This is a genomic window from Leeuwenhoekiella palythoae (assembly GCF_020310025.1).
GTDB classification, from domain to species: domain Bacteria; phylum Bacteroidota; class Bacteroidia; order Flavobacteriales; family Flavobacteriaceae; genus Leeuwenhoekiella; species Leeuwenhoekiella palythoae.
In genome coordinates this window covers 3863607-3885494 of record NZ_CP084318.1, presented here as the reverse complement: position 1 = coordinate 3885494, position 21888 = coordinate 3863607, and the positions used below count along the sequence as shown (strand labels likewise).

Annotated in this window: 17 protein-coding genes; 3 read left to right on the top strand and 14 right to left on the bottom strand. The window is 37.7% G+C overall.

Features of this window, described 5'->3' with window-relative positions:
- Window positions 1-8: 8 nt before the first annotated feature.
- From LDL79_RS16665 to LDL79_RS16600, 14 genes are read right to left on the bottom strand one after another with little or no spacing between them, the layout of a single operon-like run.
- On the bottom strand, window positions 9-1538 hold the full coding sequence (locus tag LDL79_RS16665) for a contractile injection system tape measure protein (protein ID WP_225598565.1): 1530 nt from the start codon (window positions 1536-1538) through the stop codon (window positions 9-11).
- A gap of 3 nt (window positions 1539-1541) precedes the next feature.
- Complete coding sequence (locus tag LDL79_RS16660) at window positions 1542-6218, bottom strand: hypothetical protein (RefSeq protein ID WP_225598564.1); 4677 nt, start codon at window positions 6216-6218, stop codon at window positions 1542-1544.
- 11 nt (window positions 6219-6229) lie between these two features.
- Complete coding sequence (locus LDL79_RS16655; protein ID WP_225598563.1) at window positions 6230-8932, bottom strand: hypothetical protein; 2703 nt, start codon at window positions 8930-8932, stop codon at window positions 6230-6232.
- A complete protein-coding gene (locus LDL79_RS16650; RefSeq protein WP_225598562.1) occupies window positions 8926-12009 on the bottom strand; it encodes a baseplate J/gp47 family protein in 3084 nt (1027 codons plus the stop codon). The genes LDL79_RS16655 and LDL79_RS16650 overlap by 7 nt, the downstream gene beginning before the upstream one ends.
- Entirely contained in the window at window positions 12006-12425 is a 420-nt protein-coding gene (locus tag LDL79_RS16645; protein WP_225598561.1) for a GPW/gp25 family protein, read from the bottom strand. The genes LDL79_RS16650 and LDL79_RS16645 overlap by 4 nt, the downstream gene beginning before the upstream one ends.
- A 12-nt stretch (window positions 12426-12437) precedes the next feature.
- Window positions 12438-12737, bottom strand: a complete 300-nt coding sequence (locus LDL79_RS16640; RefSeq protein WP_167596975.1) for a PAAR domain-containing protein — start codon at window positions 12735-12737, stop codon at window positions 12438-12440.
- Window positions 12738-12741: 4 nt separating this feature from the next.
- Window positions 12742-14475: a type VI secretion system tip protein VgrG gene (gene vgrG, locus LDL79_RS16635; RefSeq protein WP_225598560.1), complete on the bottom strand. Its 1734-nt coding sequence runs from the start codon at window positions 14473-14475 to the stop codon at window positions 12742-12744.
- A 12-nt stretch (window positions 14476-14487) separates the two neighbouring features.
- Window positions 14488-15183, bottom strand: coding sequence for a CIS tube protein (locus LDL79_RS16630; protein ID WP_225598559.1), 696 nt, complete (start codon window positions 15181-15183; stop codon window positions 14488-14490).
- Window positions 15184-15345: a DUF5908 family protein gene (locus LDL79_RS16625; RefSeq protein ID WP_164916923.1), complete on the bottom strand. Its 162-nt coding sequence runs from the start codon at window positions 15343-15345 to the stop codon at window positions 15184-15186.
- A gap of 2 nt (window positions 15346-15347) precedes the next feature.
- Window positions 15348-15782 (bottom strand): phage tail protein, encoded by a 435-nt coding sequence (locus LDL79_RS16620; protein WP_225598558.1) that lies wholly within the window; start codon window positions 15780-15782, stop codon window positions 15348-15350.
- Window positions 15782-16219, bottom strand: a complete 438-nt coding sequence (locus LDL79_RS16615) for a phage tail protein (RefSeq protein ID WP_167596979.1) — start codon at window positions 16217-16219, stop codon at window positions 15782-15784. Before LDL79_RS16615 ends, LDL79_RS16620 begins: the two co-directional genes overlap by 1 nt.
- Window positions 16220-16259: 40 nt before the next feature.
- On the bottom strand, window positions 16260-18218 hold the full coding sequence (locus LDL79_RS16610) for a phage tail sheath family protein (protein WP_225598557.1): 1959 nt from the start codon (window positions 18216-18218) through the stop codon (window positions 16260-16262).
- Between the two features lie 12 nt (window positions 18219-18230).
- A complete protein-coding gene (locus LDL79_RS16605) occupies window positions 18231-19082 on the bottom strand; it encodes a hypothetical protein (protein WP_225598556.1) in 852 nt (283 codons plus the stop codon).
- A complete protein-coding gene (locus tag LDL79_RS16600) occupies window positions 19079-19681 on the bottom strand; it encodes a Pvc16 family protein (protein ID WP_225598555.1) in 603 nt (200 codons plus the stop codon). Before LDL79_RS16600 ends, LDL79_RS16605 begins: the two co-directional genes overlap by 4 nt.
- A gap of 217 nt (window positions 19682-19898) precedes the next feature.
- Here LDL79_RS16600 and LDL79_RS16595 point away from each other — a divergent pair, with 217 nt between their 5' ends.
- Genes LDL79_RS16595 through LDL79_RS16585 form a run of 3 tightly spaced genes read left to right on the top strand, consistent with a single transcriptional unit; the run spans window position 19899 to window position 21863 of the window.
- On the top strand, window positions 19899-20387 hold the full coding sequence (locus LDL79_RS16595; protein ID WP_225598554.1) for a hypothetical protein: 489 nt from the start codon (window positions 19899-19901) through the stop codon (window positions 20385-20387).
- A gap of 12 nt (window positions 20388-20399) precedes the next feature.
- On the top strand, window positions 20400-21062 hold the full coding sequence (locus LDL79_RS16590; RefSeq protein WP_225598553.1) for a hypothetical protein: 663 nt from the start codon (window positions 20400-20402) through the stop codon (window positions 21060-21062).
- Between the two features lie 12 nt (window positions 21063-21074).
- Window positions 21075-21863 carry a sensor histidine kinase gene (locus LDL79_RS16585; RefSeq protein ID WP_225598552.1) on the top strand — a complete coding sequence of 263 codons (789 nt, stop codon included), beginning with the start codon at window positions 21075-21077 and terminating at the stop codon, window positions 21861-21863.
- Window positions 21864-21888: the final 25 nt, after the last annotated feature.

Sequence of the window (21888 nt, the reverse complement as noted above, 5' to 3'; positions counted from 1 at the left end):
ATAGTAGTTTACCAGGTTACATAAATCATTTTTTTGAGCCAGAGAAGTTTTACCATAGAAAGCCCCCAAGGCAATTGATCGAGTAGAATGTCTGCAGTTTGTCGCTCGATAAAGAGTTCGTTCTTTTCATCGGTTGATACCCATTTTCCAGAACGGGTCAAAAATTGTCCGCGCAGTCCTGAGGCCGTTGTATTTTTTAGGGCACTCCAATAGTTGAGTACGGTTTGAATGAGATTTAGCGCTTCCTTTTTATGTTTTTCTTTTAAAACGCTTTCTCTTTTTATGGGGTACGAACTAGGAACACCACATAATTGTTTAGCGGCGCCAAATTGCTGTTCACTTACATTTTCTTCACCTGTGGCAATAAAAAGCAGTAATTGTACTACGAGATCATAATGTTCTTCAGCAATCTGTTTTTGCGGATTCAGAACGCCTAATTCTTCAAATAAAATGGAGAGGAAGGGATGCAGCAAAATGAGACCGCAATTGGGCAGAATCAAATCTTGGGATTCATCAGTTTCTACTGGAGTAAGCTCGATGGATTGCTGTTCTTCTTTAGTAATATCATAGGAATGAAGTGTTGTTCTTTGATGCTGAAATTTGGCAGGAGTAGATTTCAGTCGTTCTTCTATCTCATTTGTAGAAAGACTATTACTTTTATGGAAACGTATTTTTTCTGATGGCTGAAAAACCAAAGTCGCCTTTTCAAGATTTTGAAAAGAGGCTATTAAAACTGTTGGTGTAAAGCTGATACCAATTTTTAGGTTGAAAAAATTAGAAAGACTCTGAAGCGTTTCAAGTGATAAACCGCTTTTTGATTTATAAAATTTAAAGAGTTTGATCAAGTGTCGTTCGCGTTCTGGTCCTGATAAGCGATCGTATTGAAACAGACTCGACCCTATTTCATTAAGTATTTTTGTGTCTTCAACTTTAGAGACTAAAGCGACTAAGCCATTGACTCTACTTTTCGGTAGTTTTTTTAATAGGGCATAAGTACGCCAAACCGCTAAGATTAATTTTGGATGCTCTGCAAACTGATATGCTAATCGTTTTTGAGTTTCAGTTTTACTTAAGCATTCGGTAAGTGAATGTGGCTGTGTTTCTTTTAAAAATGAAGTCAGTGCTACAAGATTCAAAGTTTCTCTTTCAGCAAAAAACCAAGGACACCTTCCGTTTTCTAAGAAATAAATAAAAGCCTTGTAGTTGCGCTCTTTTCTATTGCTAATGATCTGATTTTTATTGGATAAGTCATTTCTATTTAAACTTAAAGTTTCAGTGGTTTTAGCGTGTATTTTATTGGTGATTTCAGATAAATTAGATTCTTTTAAAAAGTCTTTTTCAAATGCGACAGCGATTTTATCTATAGTGTAAAACTCATCTGAAGTGTCTAATTCGTCAAAAGCTTTACTTAAATGCGTACTGAGTTTTTCAGTTATGAATTGGCCTATGTTTTGCTTTAAGCGCAACGCTTCCTCCATGGAGTTACAATCGACTTCTACAAACACTTTATTGATGATATGTGTGGGCTGTGTAGTCATAGCTTAGCTTGTCCATTGCAGTAATCGATTAAAATGAATTTGATAGCGGTCCACTTTAAAATGAGCACTGTATTCATTTATTAACTCGTACCAATTCTTATACTTAATTCCCTCAAGTATGCTTATGGCGATATCAAACTGTGGGTCGAACTGATTTTCAATTAAGTTTAATATGGAGAAGATCAAGTCATTATCAAGAAATTGCTCGTCTCGGCAGTATATACTGAGATAAAATAATTCCTGTAGTTTGAGGTATAGGCCAAAATAAGGTTGGCGTTGTTCTGGTTTGCTACGGAATAGTTGCTCAGCGAGCTCAGAAAAAATTAGTATCAATTTTTCTTTTAAACCGGTATCATAATCACCTTTGAAGAAGTCTGGCTGACTGATCAAAGCATCATAGATTTCTACGACTTTTTTACCGACACCTTTGACACTTTGATCATCAATTTGTTTCAGTGCAGTTACGAGCTCTTCCTTATTTTTATTCAGCTTTTCTAGAACCTCATTGGTGCACGTATCAGTTTCTGGATCAGGCTCAGGTGTTGGGTCCGGAGTAGGAGTAGGATCTGGATCTGGACTGTCTGTTTCTAAGGCCGGGATTACAACTTCTTGATGTTCTGATTTGAGTGTGCCGCACGCTAAGGTTTTTACAACTACCTGTATTTTTAAGTGTTGTTCTTTATCCTCTTGTGGAATTTCCAAAACAGGTTCTGTTGTGGATGTGAGTAACTCTTCATCGTTAAACCAACTGAATGCTTCCGCTTGGATATCTTGATTGACTTGTAAGACCATTACATTATCTTTTAATTCAGCCTCAAAACTTATGGTTTCTGGGGCATCATACACTTCAATGGTAATGGGGTCAACTTCAGCAAAAGCAATAGTGTGGTTGCCGGGACCTGCTTCCGCCGGAATGAAATACCATGTATCACCTTCACCTTCTAATCCTTTTACCTCATTTTCAGGTTTGATCTCGCTTCCATCTGGAGTTATCGTAAACGGATATTTATTTTCATCATTTGCGCAAAATGGGGCATTCTCAATACTGACACGTATTTCTTCCGGCGTGTCGATAGTAACTTCTAAGGTATATTCAATGGTCGTTGAATCACACAAATCGTTAGATAGCGTGAGTGTAACCGGTATTTCATGAATAGTACTGTCAATACTCTGCGGAATAGGAAGATTCACCGTTGGACGTTCGTTAGAATAGGAGGTACCGTTTATCGTCCAATTAAAGCTAAACAGATCAGTATTAAAGTTATTCAGATTTTCGATAGAGAATTGAACGGGAGGTAACGTACTTCCTGGTAAGCCACTCACGCGCTCCGGATTTGTGGTTATGCGAGCTGCTGCTTTTTTGGTTGCTGTTAGATTCGCAGTGGTCAATTGGCCATTTACCGTAAACTGAATAGGCGTATCAAAGGCATTAAGCTGATACGGAGTAATGATAAGTTCAGTTTCTGAAAAGCGAATACCTTCAATATTTTTATTGAGCAATGCTAAAATTCCATCGGCCGGACTTTTAGTAAAACCAATCTTAATTTCAGTCTCAGCATTGGTGTCTATGCAAACCTTATTTTGGTCTAAAATCAAGCTGCTGCTAGTCGCTGCGTCCGGAATTATAAAGCCTATAGGTGCACAATCTGAACAACACAGGTAGGGCAGTGCAAAATCGGCAACTACTGTATTTCGAGGTATTTCTTTGTCTAATTCGTTGCTTACCGCTCCGGTGTAAACCATAACAAAGGTCCCGCCGATTGGGACACCGGCTTTATGCTCAAGCCCCGGATGTTTTCTAGCAAAATTTGAGAAAATAAGTTCGTCAAGAATTTCTTCTTTTTTGGTCTGAATTTCATTCAGAATAATTTCTAATGAAGAGGCGGCGCAGCAATTAGCTTCGAGCCGGTCTAACATAAACGTGTAAAGCGTCTCATAGCCAATGTGCGTATACTCAGCTTTTGGATTGTAAAAAATTTCATTGATGATGGCTCTTGATTTTTTAGTATACGCACATAAATCTTCCATCGCAGCGGCGTATTTTTCTTTTGTGTCCGCGTTTACTTGGTCTAAACTTTCCGGGATATATGAACTTACAATTTGTAATCTGGCGAGAATTCCGTTAGGTATGGTGAATCCCACCTTTAATAAATTTTGCTGTTCAGGATCAATTTTTGGATAGAGTTCTTTACGTTTAAGATCAATCGCTTTTTCAATTTCAGTAGCGCTTCCTATAAAGTTTTTATCGAGCACCGTGTTCATTATAAAACCAAGATCTGAGGTTTTTGTTTTGAGATTATCAGTAACTGTGGCGTTAACTTTGGTTTCAGTAATAAAGGGCGTATACGCTTTAACGCCGGTATTGAGAACTACGGGACTAACAGGTTCTACAGTTTTACTTGCTTTTAGTAGAACGGGTTGAGCAGTGTTTTTTTTTGTGCTTAATTTGGAATACGATTTTGGCTCAGTTGAATTGAGTACTTCTAATTTTTCTCCTAACACCACAAAAGAGCTTTGATATTCACTTACCATATCTTCAATAGATGCTCCCGTGGAGATTTTTTCTTGTGCCTTGTCTAGAAGTGTAATCAAAGGTTCTCGATCTGTCTTATCGCGCGCAGCAAGAAGATCTGCATTAATGTTAAGTTTGCCTAGAAGCGAAAGCTGATTGTTGCTGAAAAGTAAGTCAGTAGGCTTTTTGATCTTATCCGGATCTATAAGTACCTCTTTATCTAACAAATCATCACGGTCAAATTGTTCAAAAGCATAATTATGACTGCCCAGATCATCCATATTAAATCCGCTAAAGAACTCCGTAATATCTTTATTGATACAATTTTGTTCTTGGCACCAGGTTTTAAGATCAGTATCGAGATAATTAAAATGACACGCATAAGCGTCCATATCAATATCTTCAATTTGTTGATCAATATTGATCGCTTTAATGTCAAAATTAAGTCCGTAATCGGTTTTCAGCTTTGATACTTCTTTTAGAGCTTCATCATAAGGCATACCGTGAATTCCTTCAATCCTTAGAAAGTCATAGTTGTTCAAGTCATACTTAAGTGGTTCTTGAATGGCATTAATAGGTGATAAATATTTCTTGAAATAGCTTAACTGAAAGGCTTCGTTAAAACGTTGTGTGAGTTTAAAATTCCATTGAAAAACCAAATCTTCTGATGGATTATAATAAAATGGAATTGCACAAGCTGCGTTTTCTGTACTGATGCTCGTAGATGGTGTGATGTCTGCACCTAGCTGTGTTTCCGGATTGAATGCTTTTAAAAGCAATAGCATTTTACGTACTAAAAAGTGCGCTTTTTTCAGCGGAAGCTTTCCTGTTATTTCTGTGGTGGAAGGGTAGAAGCGATGTCGGTACGGTATGCTGCGAGATGTATCATTTGGTCTCCCCAGAATCAGATGTTTTGGGAACGCGTCTATATTTGGACAACAATCACTTTGAATATCAAGAAGCAGATCTCTTAATTCATTATAGATTTTTACGAGATCACAGAGGTGATCGTAGAGGTATTGAATATCCCCATTATTTTGTTCCAAATGATTTTCAAGTGCTTTAATACTTTTTTCAAAATCCTCTGAAATATTCAAACTCAAAAGCTGACTAAAGTGGTCTGTTATCGTTTTAAGTGCAGATTGTAATTGAGGTACTACCGTGTTTATTTTTTCTGCATAGGAGCTAACCAATGCTGAATAGGTCTTGGTATTGATGGTAGTTTTAGTATTTGAATTAAGGACAGGGGTAAAGTTCTTAATAGATGTATTTGATGCTCTTAAAGAGTTATATGCTATATCAAGTGCAGGAGTTTTTACTGATGAGAAACTGTTTTTGAGAGGTGAAAGTGCGTTATTAGAAATAACCAGATTCTTTCTAATATTGGTTAAGTCAAAAAGATCGCTTAAGTCAACTTTTAAGGGTGTTTCAATCTCTTTGGCGCCGCTATTTAACAACACGCGAGGCATCTTAATAGGCGGAAGCTTCATATAAACGTTAAGGGTGTCATACTTGCGATAGATATTATCATTTGCCAGCAAATAGTTGATGTCCTTTTCTTCGACTAATAAAACCTTTAGTTTTTGTACGTGTTGCTCTCCAAGATTATCGCAATTAGTTTCGGTACATATATCTGGAGTTTTAGCATAAGATTCTAGATAGAGCATCACAATTTTATCAGTAAGATCTAATGTCGTTAAAGCTTTATCTGTAGTTTTTGAGCTCCCTTTTGAGACAAGTTCGTATAAAGGAATGGTCGTATTAGTATCAATATTTGAAGAGGTTGTTCTAAAAGCATCATATTGCGCAAAATCATCCTCAAAACTTCTAAAGTGAGTGTAGTGAATAGCCTCTTTGGCTAAAGTCTTATAGGTAAGGTTCTGCGTGCTTTCATCATCGGTTGGGGTTTTCTTTGCGTCCACAAGTAATTTAATAAGATCACCATCTGTGGTAATGCCACACCCGGGAGTGATCGCAATAGTTTTTGTAGCCGCATTCAAACTGACTTCAAATCCACAAACGATCCCCACACCGTTGAGGCAAATACGCGTCAGACGCTGCTGATCTTCAAAATAGTCTAAAAACTCATTTAGCTGACCAGAGGTTAATACTTGGTCATCTACAAATGCTCTATAGTCTGGCGTTATCTGGTGAAGTATTGGTCGCATAGCCGTATATTTTAAAGTTTGCCAAGATGAGTACGTCCCAAAATGACTTTTTGATTAGTTTTTTGCTCATTGGTATTTGATGGAGAAGGGGTACAGCTGTAAAGCCTGCCTTGATGGTAAATGGTGTGCAAACTGCTTAGCACTTTATTTAGGGAAATAAGAGCGGTTTCATCTTGTTTTTGACCGGCGTTGGTCTTAGAAAGCAGCCAGTTTTTATACGCAGCTTCAAGTAAAACCATTTCATTTTCTTTAGGTGGATTACCGTCAGGCTCGGTATAATTTTTTGGATACCCAATCCAGCATATTTTTGGAAGAATATGTGACGGCAGTTCTCTGCAGATCAAATCTTCAACATAGCGTCTAAAGTCTATATTTCCAAAGCGTTCCGTCCACCCCGGAAGTACAATGCTCACTCTAAAGCTATAGGGGTCTAACGGTTCACTTGCTTCTTCAATCTGTTCTTTACAAATGGGTAGAAACGTATGTTCTGGTGCTGTATTTTTAGTAATATCAGGTCGAAGAAGTATGTGTTCAATAAGATACATTCCTTCATTTCCTGCAAAGGATTTGACTAGATTAAGCACAGCTCTACTTGCTTTACGAGCATTTGCTCTACTGTTAAATTGAGCAATACGCCGGGCGATTATGTAATCTTCGCTTCTTGTATTGGTGATCGTTGGATTCACAAGAACGAAATACCATTTAACCTGATCTTCAGGATTCTTTTTTTTGATTTTTCTGAACTTGTAATTAGAAGGATCGGTAGCATAGCGTTTTACCAGTATTAACTCTTGGTGCAATGCTTCAAGACTCGCGTAATTCTTGGTTGCAGAAGACAGAATGGTCTTTGAACCGTCTTTTATGCGCCAGCGATATTCTAGTTTGTTATCAGCGTCTTTTTCCTCATAAATTTCAACATAATCTTCAGAAAGATTTCTGCGGTTGATGTCAGTAATTCCTAATAGAAGATAGAGCCGTTTTTGTAAAGCCGAAATATTATCAGTTTCCCAAAGTTGAGCTTCCGGTTGCTGATACCAGTTAAAAGCTGCTCCTCGCGCATAACTACTTTCAGCATATTGCTTTAACAAACGTTCTTTGGTATCTAAAACCGCATCATTAGCAAGATCTCCATAGATCTTTTGCATTAGAAAAGCGTAGTTACCAAAATCTTCTGCAAATCGAGACAACAAATGGTCTACTATTTCGTGGCGCTTTTCACTGTTCCTAGCAGTATAATCTGAATAGAATAGGTCGCTTAATTTTTGCTCATCGTTATAATTTTGAGGTTCCCTTAAAAGTTCCTCAAGACCTTTAATATCCGTAAGAGGTTGAGCAAAAAAGTTTTGAGATTTATCACCATCAACCGAAAGTAAATCTCCTACAGTACTAAGGTGTTTAAAATAATTAGCCAAAAGCTGATCGAAGAATAATAGATAGGCCTTTAGTTGCTTAGCCTTTACCTTATCAGCTTCAGAAGCATTGCTTTTGAGTCCGTAAGGGCCTACACCATAAATCTCGGGAAGATCGTTTTGAATACTGCTGGTTTCGGCAAGGTTGGAAAAACTTCCTTTTGGTATGTCTAACTCTTGAGAAGCACTTTTGATTTGAGTACTCACAAGAAGTTCCTGTTCTTCAAATGCGGTTTGAAAGGCTTTTACTTTATTTTCATTAGGTACAAGCGGTATAAAACCTTTAAAAAAGCTCCACGAACTTTTATTGCACAGCACCGGTTTTTTACCGTTTTCAATACAGATAACCCAATTATCAGGAGGAGGTGTTTGGTCAGAACAAGCGCCTATACTTATGGCCTTAACATATTTAATTCCATCTATTTTAGTAAGTATTGCGACCAGATCGCTTTGACGTACTTCGGTTCTTAATTGAGCTGCTTTTACCTCGGTGCTATCTAAAAAACCGTTTTCTAATATCGGTCCGTTAAAAATCTCTTGGGTTTCTAGACCTAATTCAAGCAATTGAGCTAAGGTTTTGGGACGTATTGAAGGCGTTAGGTAATGATCAATCGTTTGTAATACAGTTGCTTTTACGAGATTTTCATCAGCTTCAGGTTCCAGTTCTAGTTGAGCACAAATTTTAACGGGATGTTCCCCAACCTCAGTGATATGAATAAGGTCTTCACATAAGTTGCGGTTGGCTTGGTAGCGCTTCATTAGTTCAGGCCTTAGGCTATTTATAGAGCGGGTACCGTCAAGATCGACAATGAGATCATATAATCCATTCAGTATCGTTGTATGTTCATCTTGAGGCTTTAAATATGAATAAGATGTATTTTTTAGAAAGCTTCGGTAACTTAATTTGGCATCTTTTGTATTGATGTAAAGTTTCTTATTATGCTTTATTAACCAGGCATTACGCACTCCCGGAACGTCTATAAAGAGTTTTCTGTAATCTAAATGCGTTACCGGATGACAGCTTAAAATGTCTGAAGCTTTATGAAACTGATCAATACTATCTACCTGTTTGTGGGCGATAAGCGTTTCAATAGGAAGGCTCATGCGTTGACCAAGATCGGTAAGTGCGTAGCATAACACTTCGAGAATGGTTATCCCGGGATCGTGGCTGTTATAGTCTGTCCATAATTTGCTACTCAGAGATTCTATATAGGCAATTCCGCTTTTGCGTAAAAATTCAAAATCAAGATCATCCTGAGTGCTTGTATTCTTTGATAGCGATATGTGTTCTTGTAAACCTAACATGAGACTAGAGCAGTATTTTCGTTAGACTTACACGTGCTTTTTGCCAAATCAATAGTGTGTGTTTTGGCAGAAACTAATATAGCTTTTGGAGAAGAGGGGACGATTTCATTTTTTGGTGTTGCCTGATGCATTAAAACTACATCGCTCAAATAGTCTACATAGCTTAATTGTTCAAGATGACTTATAAGCATACTTTTATTAATAGACACGCCAAATGTTAGCAGGGAAACCTCTTCATAAGCCCAAGGCGAAAGCCATTTTTTCACAGCTTCCTGTAATTCATTTTTATAGTGATGCTCGTCATAACCTTTATGAAATTTTACTTTGAGAGCAACACTTACAGGCTCATACTGCGGATTGATTATTTGCGGCGTGATGAAATACGACGTTCGTTCAATTAAAAATTCTTGAATTTCATTTAATGTGGCAGTACTGCATCTAGGCTCAAACAGGTCAAAAATGGGTTTGTTTATCGTATTAGGAATGACCACTAATGTGACTTGCCCCGCTGCTTTAAATTTAGTTTTACACGTATGGTTTAAACATTTTACCTTATAAATTTCAGGGAAGTTCTGTAGCACCAGATGTTCATAATCCCAAAGATTCAATGCACGATCCTTATGGCGCAGTCGTTCACTTACTCTTCTGTAATAATCAGCTTGGGACTCTTTAGTTCTTCCATTGAAGCTAGAATAGGGTTGCATTACTTTTTTAATGGAAGCAACACGCGTGTTTAGTTTGCTAATGCTTTCTGCAGGCAAACCATTTTTTAAATGCTGAATACTTGAGGAAGCTAAATGAGCTTTTACAACCTGAGTATGAATGTTTATAAACCTACATACTACATCAAAGGCTCTAGAAGTATGCGCTTGTAACCAAATAAATCCTTTAGGCATTAAAAGACTCTCGGTTGAAGCCGATTCAGGCAAGGCCAATGTAATAATTCCAGTTTTTAGAAAATTGTCTGTTTCTTCCCGCAGGATTTCCTGATCGGTTAATGCTTGCCAACCCGAAGCAGTAAGAACTGACCATTCGATTTTTTCTTGTTCTGCAAACGATTCTTTCAAAGGATTTTCTGTTCCCTCTTGAAGCTGAAACAAAAAGCTTACCTGCGCTCCGGGCTGGGCATTTTCAAAAGCTAAATAAAGATATCCTCCTTCCTCGTATTGAGGAAACACCGTAGTACCCATTGAAACGCCATATGGATGAATTTGATAAAAATTTAGTTGCTGATCAGTTTCCTCTGCTTGCTTATCTGAGGTAAGGTCTAACCGTTGCGTAGCGTAATAACTGAGTTCTAACGATTCCAGAAGTGGGGTGTAAGGCTCGTTAGGAATAATTACTTCTGGATCTTGAGCAGCCAAAGCCAACGCATACAGTTTAGGATAGAGTGTATGATAAAAACTTGTATTTAAAGTAAGTTCAATAGGATGTGCGCCAGATTGGATTCCGTTTTCACTCAGACTTTTAATGTTGATATCGGTTTGGGATGCTCCTTCAGAAAATAACGGATGCGTATCTTTAGATTGAGAAGTGGTAAAAAGTCTGTTCTCATCTGCTATAGTAATCTGTGCAGTAAAATGGTCGTTACTCTCAACAATGAGATTATCAAGATCAGAATTCCAAGTTTTGGGAAGTTTAGCTAACTCTGTAACTTCGGTTTTACTGCCAATCTTATAAATACTTTCCACAAAAGCGCGCGTAGAATTGATGGTGCCGTTTCGGTACCCTAAATAATGATCTCTAAAGCTTTGAGGTAGATTAAGCCAGTTAAGCCTAAGGTTAATTTGATGCCAATTCTTGGTTGTAAGTTCAGAGCAATTGATTTTAAAACGGGACTTTTCAAATGGTCTAGGCCCAAAAGGATAAAATGGTTTTGATGCGCTTAAATTCCCGATGTCATTACTTAAATCAAGCGTTGTGAGTCCATCAACTGCCACGGCAATTTCGACATCTTCTAAAGTTAATTCACTAAGCGATTGTGCAAGATCATAAGATTCTGTAGAATTTATGGGTAACTGCAGTTTTACTACCGGAATTCCATTTTTAAAATTTCCAGTATGAATTGCCTCATCAAAGCCAATAATTGCTTTTTCTGAGGCTCCTAAATTAAAAGCAAAATTGATAATACCAGATTCTGATGAGGTTTCAAAGCCCGGATAACTTCCTTTTTCTTGTAATCTAATTGGACCGATCCAGCCTTTTTCACCGGTGACAAAAACTTCAAATAAATTAATCAACTCCTCACTATCAAGCTTTTTGTTTTCTTTATAGAAGGTTGAAATACGCACTTGACGTAGTCCGGATTCCATGTTCAGTACGGTGGCAGCCAAAGCAAAACCTAGAGTAGCATTGGGTAATTCAGGACGGTTTTTAAAAGTTTTAGGATAGCCAAAGGGCATCCAAAATTTTTCTTCTTTGAGTTCTTGATCTATACCATCTAGTGTATTGGTTTTTTGGGTTGCCTTGAGTACTTTAGTTATAGGATCTTTATAAATGCTTCTAATATTAGCGAGCTGAGTCTTGTTTATGACTGTGGTTTGCTCAGTTGCGTAAAGAAGTGGCTTATTGTGCTCGTCTTTTCCTGCAACGGCTTGGGTAGCCTCAGGTAATGCACAGGATTCTATATTTTTAGCGAGTTCAAATAGTAAATGAACCTGGTCGTTTTGAGCGGGTTTCTTGGCGATCTTTAAAACTTCAGAATAGTAAAAATTCAGATGTCTTGTAGTGATCGTATTAAACCGATTTTTAGAATGTTCTAATAATCTTAAAAAAGAAATAAACAGGGCTAAGTGCGGCGTAATGGTATGTTCCTTTTCACCTTGCTCTAAGTAATTTTGAAGCGTCTTAGCATCGCCAGAAATAAAAAAGGTTTGCCAATCACCTATAGCTTGTTCCGGATTACGAGTACCGAAGTACTTAACCTCTTTGGCAAAATTGTAAGCCAATTGCATATAATCCTCCCAAGACAAGTCATTCAGTTGAACTGAAGCAGGATAGGGGGCTGCGGCAGTTCTATCTTCTTGAGATGTTCCGCTTAGCGCATTCAAAAAAGGGTTGATACAATTGGTACTCATAATGATTTTAATTCAGTTCCTTCATTGATGTAAAAGGGATAAACCATATTGCCACGCGAATTGGTTAAACGCACGGTGTAATGTACGATCATGAGTACTTCACCCTCTAGAATACGTGATTGATCAAAATCGATCTTATCCAACTCGATACGTCGTTCATTATAAAGGATGGCCATTTTCACCCGGTCTACGATGTAGGTGCGTGTGCTCATATTTAGTCCTTCAAAAACAAAATCACTTAAGCTTGAACCATAATTCGGAAGCATAATGCGTTCTCCCAATTTAGTATTCAGAAGAATATGAAGACTTTGATTGATGTCTTCAATAGCAGAAACCATTTGGATACTTTTAGTTTCTTTATTAAACTCCGGTGGAAAACTCCATCCTATACCTAAAAATGATTCTTCAATTTTCATAAGTCATTATTTTTAACCGCCAATATCAACAGTTGGAGCTCCTATAGAAATTGTTCCGCCGTGTGCTGTTGAGTCTCCCATTCTGGCCGCCGGCATTCCGCCAATTAAAACACTTGTTGAACCCGAGGCGATTACATCAGGAGGTCCTACACAAACCGCATTATCCCCAACGCGAGCTGCCGGCATTCCTTCAATAAGCACAGTAGGCTCTCCCGGACCAATTATAGGCCCGCCAACGTGCGGAACAGGTGGCGTTCCCGGCGTTTGCATCGGGCAGGTATGCATATCGTTAAGTCGTGCTGCAAGTGGCATAGATTTAATTTATTTGTACTAATGATCCTTTTAAAACGGCGATTGCTGAGGTTGATAATTCTGCTCCTGCTGCGCCTTCGGCTTTTAATTCTTGTTGTGCTTTTATGCTTATGTTTTGTCCCTCAAGATTAAGGTCGCCTTTAGCCTGTATAGTTATAGCACCGCTGCTGTCTAGAGCGATTCCGTCACTGGTGAGGCTGACACTACTAGTGCCATTGTTATCAATATGAATTTCTTCTTCGTCATCATTAATGACAATGCTTCGACCTCCCGGTGTGGTGATGGAAACTGATTTTTTTTCATCGTTGAATAAAAATTGAATTCCGCTACGCGTAAAAAATCCTTTCTCATTATTCTCATCGGCTGCACCGATTGGTGCAGTGTTAATACTACTATGTAAAGCGCCGAGTATAACAGCATCATTGGGGTCGTCATTGATAAATCCTAGTATAACTTCATCATCGATCTCGGGACGGAATAGGGATCCGCGATCTAAGCCGGCATCAAGTAGTGCAATACGTGCCCAAATCCCTTCTTCGGCATTGTTGATGATTGGAATCTTGACCAAAACACGTTCGGCACCCTCAGGATCATCCTGTAATTGGGTGACTTTGCCAATTTGTAAACCGCTTATTGCCGGAATGATACCAGAAGCCGCCTGTGCATTTACTTCAAAAGTTTCACTAAACCATTGCGGACTCAAGCCATACTGAAGATTTGTGAACCAGTTTCCGTTAGCGAGCTCGTGATGTACCGCGGTAATGTATGCTTTGCCATTAAAACGATCGCCTAATCCTTTAAGCATTACGGTCATTCCCGGTTTTATAAAAGCATTGCCTTGAATTTTTATACGCCCCCGATTAAGCGACAACTGATGAAGTTGCAGTTTAGCGTCGGCCCATTCCTGAAGTTCTTCTTCGGTTAAACTTCCGCCGTGATTGAGTTTAAAATTTTCAAGATCTACTATTTCAGCGAGATCCATTTGGGTTAGATTTCCCAATTCTAAAGCGTTGGATGTATTTGCTTCTTTTTCGCTTAGTTCTTGATCACTGCTGTTCCAACTATATGCAGTGATGGTTTTCAGTGCATTTCGGGCGTCTATTTCACCGTCAAAATCATAGATGTTAAGTCCGTATTCTAATGTGATTACAGCTTCGGTAGAAAGATCAGGCTTCTTGAATTCAATAGTGTTTCCTTCAAGAAAACATAAAAATCCGTTTATTTGGGCGCGTAGTAGGATAAAGTCCCAATCGGTAGTTTGATATTGAATAAGCTGAGGGTGGTTATAATTTGATTGCTCTACCGATGCATTAATGCCTGCATTACCAAGAATGCTTTCAATAATATCACTATCAGAACTATCATAAAAGTAGGTGCTTTTAGGGCCAACGGTAAGCTTAATTGCCTCGTGTTTACACTCAACAACAAGCATAGAAACAGACTCTCTTATTTTTATACTATGCCGAATAACTTTACCTGTAAATAAGCTTACATTGTCATTTTCATAGCCCGCTTGGATTTCTAATTCGCTGCCCGGAATTAAATCTTCTGAAGAGCTGACCGCAAAAGTCCCGGTAGAAACATCACCATCTACCAGAATAATCGATGCATAAGGAATACGATTAACTTCGTGATGAATAACCATAGACTTGATCGAGAATGAAGCACTTTTATCAGTGCCATTGATCAAAAGCTTATAGCTAACTATTCCTGTATTTAGTGCGGTAGCAGTGTCCATGTGTCTAATGCATCAAATTGTTTTTTCTATAATAGGAGGGAAGAATATCTTCTGACCGGGTTTTAATGTTCTAAAATTGGTGATCCCGTTTGCCTGAGCCACTTGTAAATAGTATTTGGAATCGCCATAAATGCGAAAGGCCATCAACGGAAGCGTATCTCCCGATTCTACAATACGTATGTGTGTGAGATCTGGGGAATTTCGGTTTTCGTCTGCCAAACGTAATTCAGGGTCTACCGTTTCTTTAAACTTGGCTTTGATGACTGCTCTTAACGGAGTTCCTTGCGGATTAAAAAGTTTATATTCGATATTCATCTCAATTAAAATCCCTTTAAAAAGCAGACTGCCCCAACGGATTTCTAAATAATAAGGGCGATGTTCATCCCCAGAATATTCAAATGCTACTTCTTTAAATTGCTGAATATCATCGACCACTCCGGCGTCTTTATCTTGATTTTGATTGTGAGCAATTATGCCTGTACGATCAAACAAAAATTCTAGATCAAGATCTTTTGGTGGCATTTTTTCAAATCTGGGATCATTGCCACTAGACCCTGCAGCCTGATCATCATTGTATTCAATTTTGTACGCCAGCGTGTATTTTTCTGGATTAAGCAGAGATGTAAAAACTCCATCAGCTACTTTTTCGCTATATTTTATATCGCGAAAAGCGGTGATCTTCAATTTAAAAAGTTCTCCTAAGGCCATTTATCGTTCATTTTTTCGTTCTTGAATACGCATAACTTGTTCTATGCATGCTTCTATGAGTTTTTCTTTTTTAGCAGAAGAGGTTGTCGAAGTCGCAGCGGTAGAGTTGGCGTTATCGCTAACATTTATTTTGATATGCAATTCTTTAATTTCAATGGGCATAATCAAGATTTAAAATAGTTATACGCTAGTTCTATGGTTTCTACAGCGATGCTGTTCTGCTCTGCATTAAAATCTGAAACTGACCATTTTACGGGATACGCGTGAACTACATTCCAGGTCACCAGAGGTTCGTGTTCATTATTCAAAAGTTTGATCGTTACATCTGTAGGACTGAAATCAAAATTTTCTACAGCGTCTTTACACCATTTGATAAGTTTTGAATCATTTATGAGTCCGCGTTTGAGGACCAGATTAGGAAACTTGGTCCGAACGGGTAATTTGTGCTTAAACCTATTTTCTCCACCTTCGGCATATTCTTCCGTTTCTATATCTACTGAAAGTCCGCTCACAGATTGAAACTGGTGATCGATTTCTGGAGAAACCGCACCAAATTCAATTTTAAAGTGAAAACCAACCGGTGGATAGTAGTCTGCCATTATGCTCCGTTTTGAATTTCAAGCCCTTCGTGCACAATCTCTATTGATTCTATAGCCACTTCATTGGCGTCAGATTTCAAATCTGTTGACTGTACTTTTATAGGAAATGCATTTTTTACTTTCCAAACTACAACAGGCGCGTGCTCTTCATTTAGGAGACTTATGGTAATATCGCGACGTTCGATGGTGTTGAGTTTTACACTATTCCACCAAGTGAAGTATTCATTGTCTGCTAAGAAGGTACCACGTTTCATCGTGATGTTGCTGTATTTTTGCATTCCCGGCATTTTAGTTTTGCTGTATTCCGGGCTTGCTCCGTGTCTATATTCTATAGGTTCAATTTCCACATCAAGACCGGAGACTTCTGTAAAACCTACATTTGTTCCGCCCCAATCAACGAGGAAATGAAATTTTGCTAATGGATATATTGCTGCCATTTTTACGATTTTTAATTACTAGGATTAGATGTTTAGTTTTTTATGATTCCTGCATTTTATGAGAGAATTTTAGGATGATGAATTCTGCAGGTCGTACTACTGCCATACCAATTTCGATCGCCATAATACCATTTAATATATCTTCAGCGGTCATCGTTTCTCCAAGCCCTACACGAACATAAAAAGCATCGTTAGGTTTTGCTCCGGCTAGAGCTCCGGCACGCCATTGAAGATTTAAAAAGTTTTCGATCATTGCGCGTACTTTTACCCAAGTGTTAGCGTCGTTACTTTCAAATACAAACTGTTCAGTTGCTTTTTTAACCGATTCTTCAACCATATTGAAAAAGCGACGTACAGGAACATAACGCCATTCGTTATCATTTCCGGCAAGTGTACGTGCACCCCAAACCATAATGCCTTTTCCGGTGAAGGGTCTAATAGCATTTATAGATTTTCCGGCAACGGTATCTACATTCAAGCCTTGCTGATCGTCGTGATCTATAAGGTGTGTCACACCCACAACACTATTTAAAGAAGTGTTGGCTGGAGCTTTCCATACACCGCGGTTAGCATCTGTTCGTGCATAAACTCCTGCAATTGCTGCATTTGGTGGTAGCACGATGTATTCTCCTGCAATCGCATTTTTAATTGATTTTAGTGCCGGAATCATTTCGGTTGCAGCCGTTTCGTAGGTGCTTAAATAATTTGCCGTAGTGCTGCTGATATAGTCTAATGACGATTTGATTTCAGTGTAGAAAGCACTCACCGTAGGTAATAGTTCTGCTATGTAAAAAGTTTGTGTTTCACCTCCTTGGAAATAGGTTCCGGTGCCGCCACTACCATAATCTACACCTGTGGTAGAAGTCACAGTACGGTCAGGATCATATTCAGCATTAAAATCAGCAAGAATGTCTGAAATCGTCTCTGTGATGGAATGTATACTGCCACTAGTCAAACTTGTACTAAATACCGAATTTAAATGCGTTTGTAAGGCTTGGTCAGGAGCCGTTGCTGAAGTGTGTTTTAATTTATAATTATCGGTTCCCACTTCAACAATATCTCGTATAAAATCAATTGCATCGGCATAGAATTGAAGGAGACTAACAAGGTTTCCAATGGATGAACTTGTTGTGACCGTAGTAAGCAACTCTTGATATTGATTATCAACCGAGGAACTAGAGTCGGCAAGGTCATTCAGTTTATTAGTTATGAGTGCGCTGTCATCTATGAGTTCATCAAGTTGATTAGCAAGACTTTTGGCATCTGCATCTTGAATCAAATCGGCCAATGTAACCGGAATGCCTCCTAAACTTATTTTTCCCTTTAAGCTTTTATAATGCACCGTTCGCGGCAAATTTGCTTTTAACCAAGGCGTGTATGCAGCTCCATATTTTAGGCTGTTCATACCAACGCCATTCCTAAATGCACTTATATCTACCTCGAGATCTTCATTATCATTTTTAATACCTAGCAAAGCAAAGCGATCGCCTAATTTCCCGCATTGCTTTAGTAAAGCTTGATTAAAAGAGTCTAGATCAGCTTGATCTAGTAAACAAGCATCGGGAGAAACTAAAAGAGTAGGTTCATCAACCTTTGCGATTTTGGCTAAACCGTTTTCTAAAGCTGTTAATGCAATACTATCTTCACCGCATTTACCTACACTTACTATATAGCAATCACCGCCACCATTTGCATAGAAAAGTCTCAACGCATCATATAAATAATACGTGTCTTCAATAGTAAAAGAACCAACTGATTTTGATGCTGTTAACTGAATATCGTTAATATTTGCTTCGGGTGCACCTCCATAAAGGGAAACAAACTCTAACATAGAGCCTATTTTCTTAGGAGTCAAAAGCAAATCTTGTTCGGTTTTATGAGAAACTTTATTTGTATACCCTATAAATGCGGGAATAGCGGTCTCAACCTGCGCTACCGAAGGAGGAAATACTGATATTTCTTCTACATATACTCCGGGCGTTTTATACGATGATGCCATAATAGAACGTGTTTAATTAATATAAATGTTAGAATATGTTTTGATGAGCGAACCGTCTGTATCACGGTCTTGATAAATTCTAGAAGGAGTAGGAGTAGGGTAGTCAGTACCCGCATTGCTTATGGGGACAATCCCATGCTGTACTAGAGATTTTTCTTCAGGTTCTGTAGTATATATCAGATCTTTTGTCGCTCCTGAATAATAGCGCCAAATCGTTTTTCGATTATGAAATACAATTTTAAAATGCGGTGTATGCTGTGGAAGAGTTCCATTTAATAAAATCAGATTTAAGCCTGAACCCGCATCACGCATTTTTAAAGAGATTATAAAAGGTTTTTCGGTTCGAATGTCACCATATTTCTTAATGAGAAAGTCTTTAAAAGCTTCGGAAACCGAATGATTTTTAGCATTTGATTCTTCATTATGTCTAGCTAAATAAACAGGTGCGGCAGCATTGTAAAGCGTGGCATAATTACTTAGGAAAAGCGGACTGTCAAAAGCTGGATCAAGGTCTGTGTAATTATAAAATTGTGGGTCTAAGAGCTGAATATAAAACTCAAGCTTTAGGTCTTGATCTAAAGCAATCAATGGTGTGTAATTAGGAGCGGTATCATTTAAAAGTTCAGCTTCAATCAAAACCACAAAGCCTAAAGGACTTGGTTTAAGCAACATTCTGTGATTCTGTAGGTTTACTTTCGTCTCAGCAGTAGGAACTATTTTCCCGAAGGAATTCCAGTTATATTTTTGAAGTTGTTTTTTAAGAATTGTTTCATTGGAGTCAAAAGGTGTGAGTCCGTCATCTAAAAAGAACTTATGGAAAATATCCAGTTGAAATAATGGCCGATATGTGGTAATGGTGCTCACGATGTTAGGTGTTTAAAATTGGTATTAACCTGTGTGAGTAAAGCGCCTTCATCTAGTACATGTTCACGCTCTAAGCTCAAAATATTGAGTTTGTAGATAGCCGCAGGATAAGCCTTACCGCCATGCATACTCCAGATATAATTGAGTTCTTCAAAAGAAGGTGTGTAAAGCTCAACCGTAAATTGAAATTCTTTTACGGCTTGCATTACTTGCGTATTTCTGGAAAACAATGTGTTTTTATGATTGAAACTATTTTTCCCTTGAAAAAACTGAAGTATTGCCGCAAGAGACCGTAAGGAAAATGCATACTCAAGACGGTTGCAGGTAAACAGAATGTATGCATTTACAAATACCGGAGTATTTTTATATACAGGTTTGCCGGATTGAACCGTATAGTTGCGCTGATTTTTGAGCGTCACCTCTTCTTGAAGATTCAGCAATGAAACAACTATTTTATTATCTAATGGTTGATTATCTCTATTGGGCTTATCAATAAAATGCGCAATAGAATCCAAAGTCACCAGATTGGTGCCTAAATCCATTTCTTCTAAATAGATTTCGACTTGCTCTCGTAATATTTCGAGGGATTCATAGAGCATGGATTGGAGAATTTAGATTTTTTGTTATTCAAATTTAAATATATAAATAACTGATATTCAGCGGTTAAAATCCCTAAACACATTACGTCATTGACCCTTTTTTAATTCAGCTTATTCCCTTTACGCTACGGGGAATTTCCCCCTATTTAACTTGTTGATAATCTATTTGTTAGCAAATGCAGTACTTTAGACTGTGAATCACAAAATCAAAACTATTATGAGGTGTTTTAAAGTTTTTATATGCGGTTTTGTAACCGTATTATTTTTAGGTTGTACAGAACAATACAATACTGCAAAACCTCCTAAAGGAGTTATTTCAATAGAAGAAGCAAAGATTTTAGATCGCACATTTACTGAAACTCGTGCGGATGCCATAAACAAAGCTATTGGAATGCCTGATAGTCGATCAAGTTGGTGGTCTGTAGATGATCTAGAAGCCTATATCGCTTATGCAAAAAGTGTAGCCAAGGAAAAAGGATATAATGTAAACGGCTTACGCGTGTATTATGGCGCTTATCCTAAGGATTACCATAATGATGAAGTTTCCGGATACTCAACTTTATTTATTGTCCCAACCGGATATAAAGCAGCTTCTAATGAAGCGGCTGTTTTTAGTATTAATTTTCAAGAGGAAGAAGAGGATCTTGAAGTCCCCCCATTAAATATGGGACATTTAAGAAAACCACCTCCAGGTACGTACCAATAGAAAACAGGTTTAATGGAAGATTTGAGTTCGTATTCTCAATACTTAGAACTTATTGCTCTGATCATAGGTATTATAAAGTATAAAGAATTTAAAGATTTTTACTTTAAATATGTCTTCTACTTTTTGATCTATGTGGTGGCCAATGAGTTTTTAGCGGGTATTTCATATGAAGTATTGAACATCCCCAATACCTTTTTATATAATATCTATATTTTAATTCATTTTTCCTTTTTTTTAGCTTGGTTTCATTCGCTAATTGTTTCGACCGTAAAAGCGCGAATACTTAAGTTTTTCTTTTTAGTGTATATCGTGTTTTGGTTTGGCGAAGCGTTGACAATAGGCACAATAACTGATAATTACCTGTCCATCACCTTTTCACTAGGAACATTATTGCTCATAATTGCTGTAGCTTTTTATTTTATCGAAATGCTCACGCGAGAAGTTGTGCTTAACATTACGCAATCACCATATTTCTGGGTGAGTTTTGGTATTTTGACCTATTGCGTGACCTATTTACCTTTTTACATTACTTTAATGTTCTTTTTACAAGAAAATCCGGTTATTCTGAGTGTGGTTCTCTTTCTCATTAATTGCATTCAATATTGTTGCATTGCAATTGCGTTTATAAAATCTGATCGCTATCAAATGGAGCATCCAATAGCAAAAAAAAGCTAACTTGCTTCTTGTATGTCTTTTGATGATAACATTTTAGGCTCTTTTGAACTACTTATTATAGTATGTTCTTTAGTGCTTCTTGCCTTTTTGATGATTATCATTGTTCTTTTTTCAGTATTTCAAAAGCGCAAGATCAAGTTTATCAATCAGCGTAATGAAGCTATTTTAAGATATCAAGAAGAAGTTGCGCGTACTCAGGTCGAAATTCAAGAAGAAACCTTAAAGAATGTGGGTCGCGAATTGCACGATAATATTGGTCAGCTAATTTCTGTAGCTAATTTGGAGTTGAAGATCTTTGGCGCAAATAACCATTTAGAAAAAGAACCAGAGCTTATCGAAATCATAAAATTGTTAGGCAAATCTTTAAGTGAGATAAGGGCCTTATCTAAAAACCTGAACAACGATATTATTACACACATCGGTCTTCAGGAGAGTATAAAAAATGAACTTAACCGCCTAGAACGACTCAAATTTTTAAATACAACATTTACTATTCAAGGAGCGCCATTTTCAATACCTAAAGATGATACCATCATTTTATTTAGGATCGTGCAAGAATTTCTCAGTAATGTGATCAAACACGCAAAAGCCTCTTCTCTAGAGGTTACGATGCTCTTTACGGATGATTTCTTAGAAATTTTAGCCCAAGATGATGGGATTGGCTTTGATCAAAGTGTAACATCTCAGGGTTCTGGGCTACTAAATATGCATACTCGGGCACAAATGATCAGAGCAGAGTTTGAGCTTAATTCAACTAAAAACAAGGGTACACGTCTTAAAATCAAATACATAAAGGTTTAATTTATTTATTATAATTACCTTTAAC

Coding starts and splice junctions, on each gene's coding strand:
- LDL79_RS16590 (WP_225598553.1), top strand. CDS start 20,400: ATGGAAGATTTGAGTTCGTATTCTCAATACTTAGAACTTATTGCTCTG.
- LDL79_RS16610 (WP_225598557.1), bottom strand. CDS start 18,218: ATGGCATCATCGTATAAAACGCCCGGAGTATATGTAGAAGAAATATCA.
- LDL79_RS16630 (WP_225598559.1), bottom strand. CDS start 15,183: ATGGCCTTAGGAGAACTTTTTAAATTGAAGATCACCGCTTTTCGCGAT.
- LDL79_RS16645 (WP_225598561.1), bottom strand. CDS start 12,425: ATGAAAATTGAAGAATCATTTTTAGGTATAGGATGGAGTTTTCCACCG.
- LDL79_RS16585 (WP_225598552.1), top strand. CDS start 21,075: ATGTCTTTTGATGATAACATTTTAGGCTCTTTTGAACTACTTATTATA.
- LDL79_RS16655 (WP_225598563.1), bottom strand. CDS start 8,932: ATGTTAGGTTTACAAGAACACATATCGCTATCAAAGAATACAAGCACT.
- LDL79_RS16660 (WP_225598564.1), bottom strand. CDS start 6,218: ATGCGACCAATACTTCACCAGATAACGCCAGACTATAGAGCATTTGTA.
- LDL79_RS16625 (WP_164916923.1), bottom strand. CDS start 15,345: ATGCCCATTGAAATTAAAGAATTGCATATCAAAATAAATGTTAGCGAT.
- LDL79_RS16650 (WP_225598562.1), bottom strand. CDS start 12,009: ATGAGTACCAATTGTATCAACCCTTTTTTGAATGCGCTAAGCGGAACA.
- vgrG (WP_225598560.1), bottom strand. CDS start 14,475: ATGGACACTGCTACCGCACTAAATACAGGAATAGTTAGCTATAAGCTT.
- LDL79_RS16640 (WP_167596975.1), bottom strand. CDS start 12,737: ATGCCACTTGCAGCACGACTTAACGATATGCATACCTGCCCGATGCAA.
- LDL79_RS16600 (WP_225598555.1), bottom strand. CDS start 19,681: ATGCTCTATGAATCCCTCGAAATATTACGAGAGCAAGTCGAAATCTAT.
- LDL79_RS16595 (WP_225598554.1), top strand. CDS start 19,899: ATGAGGTGTTTTAAAGTTTTTATATGCGGTTTTGTAACCGTATTATTT.
- LDL79_RS16665 (WP_225598565.1), bottom strand. CDS start 1,538: ATGACTACACAGCCCACACATATCATCAATAAAGTGTTTGTAGAAGTC.
- LDL79_RS16620 (WP_225598558.1), bottom strand. CDS start 15,782: ATGGCAGACTACTATCCACCGGTTGGTTTTCACTTTAAAATTGAATTT.
- LDL79_RS16615 (WP_167596979.1), bottom strand. CDS start 16,219: ATGGCAGCAATATATCCATTAGCAAAATTTCATTTCCTCGTTGATTGG.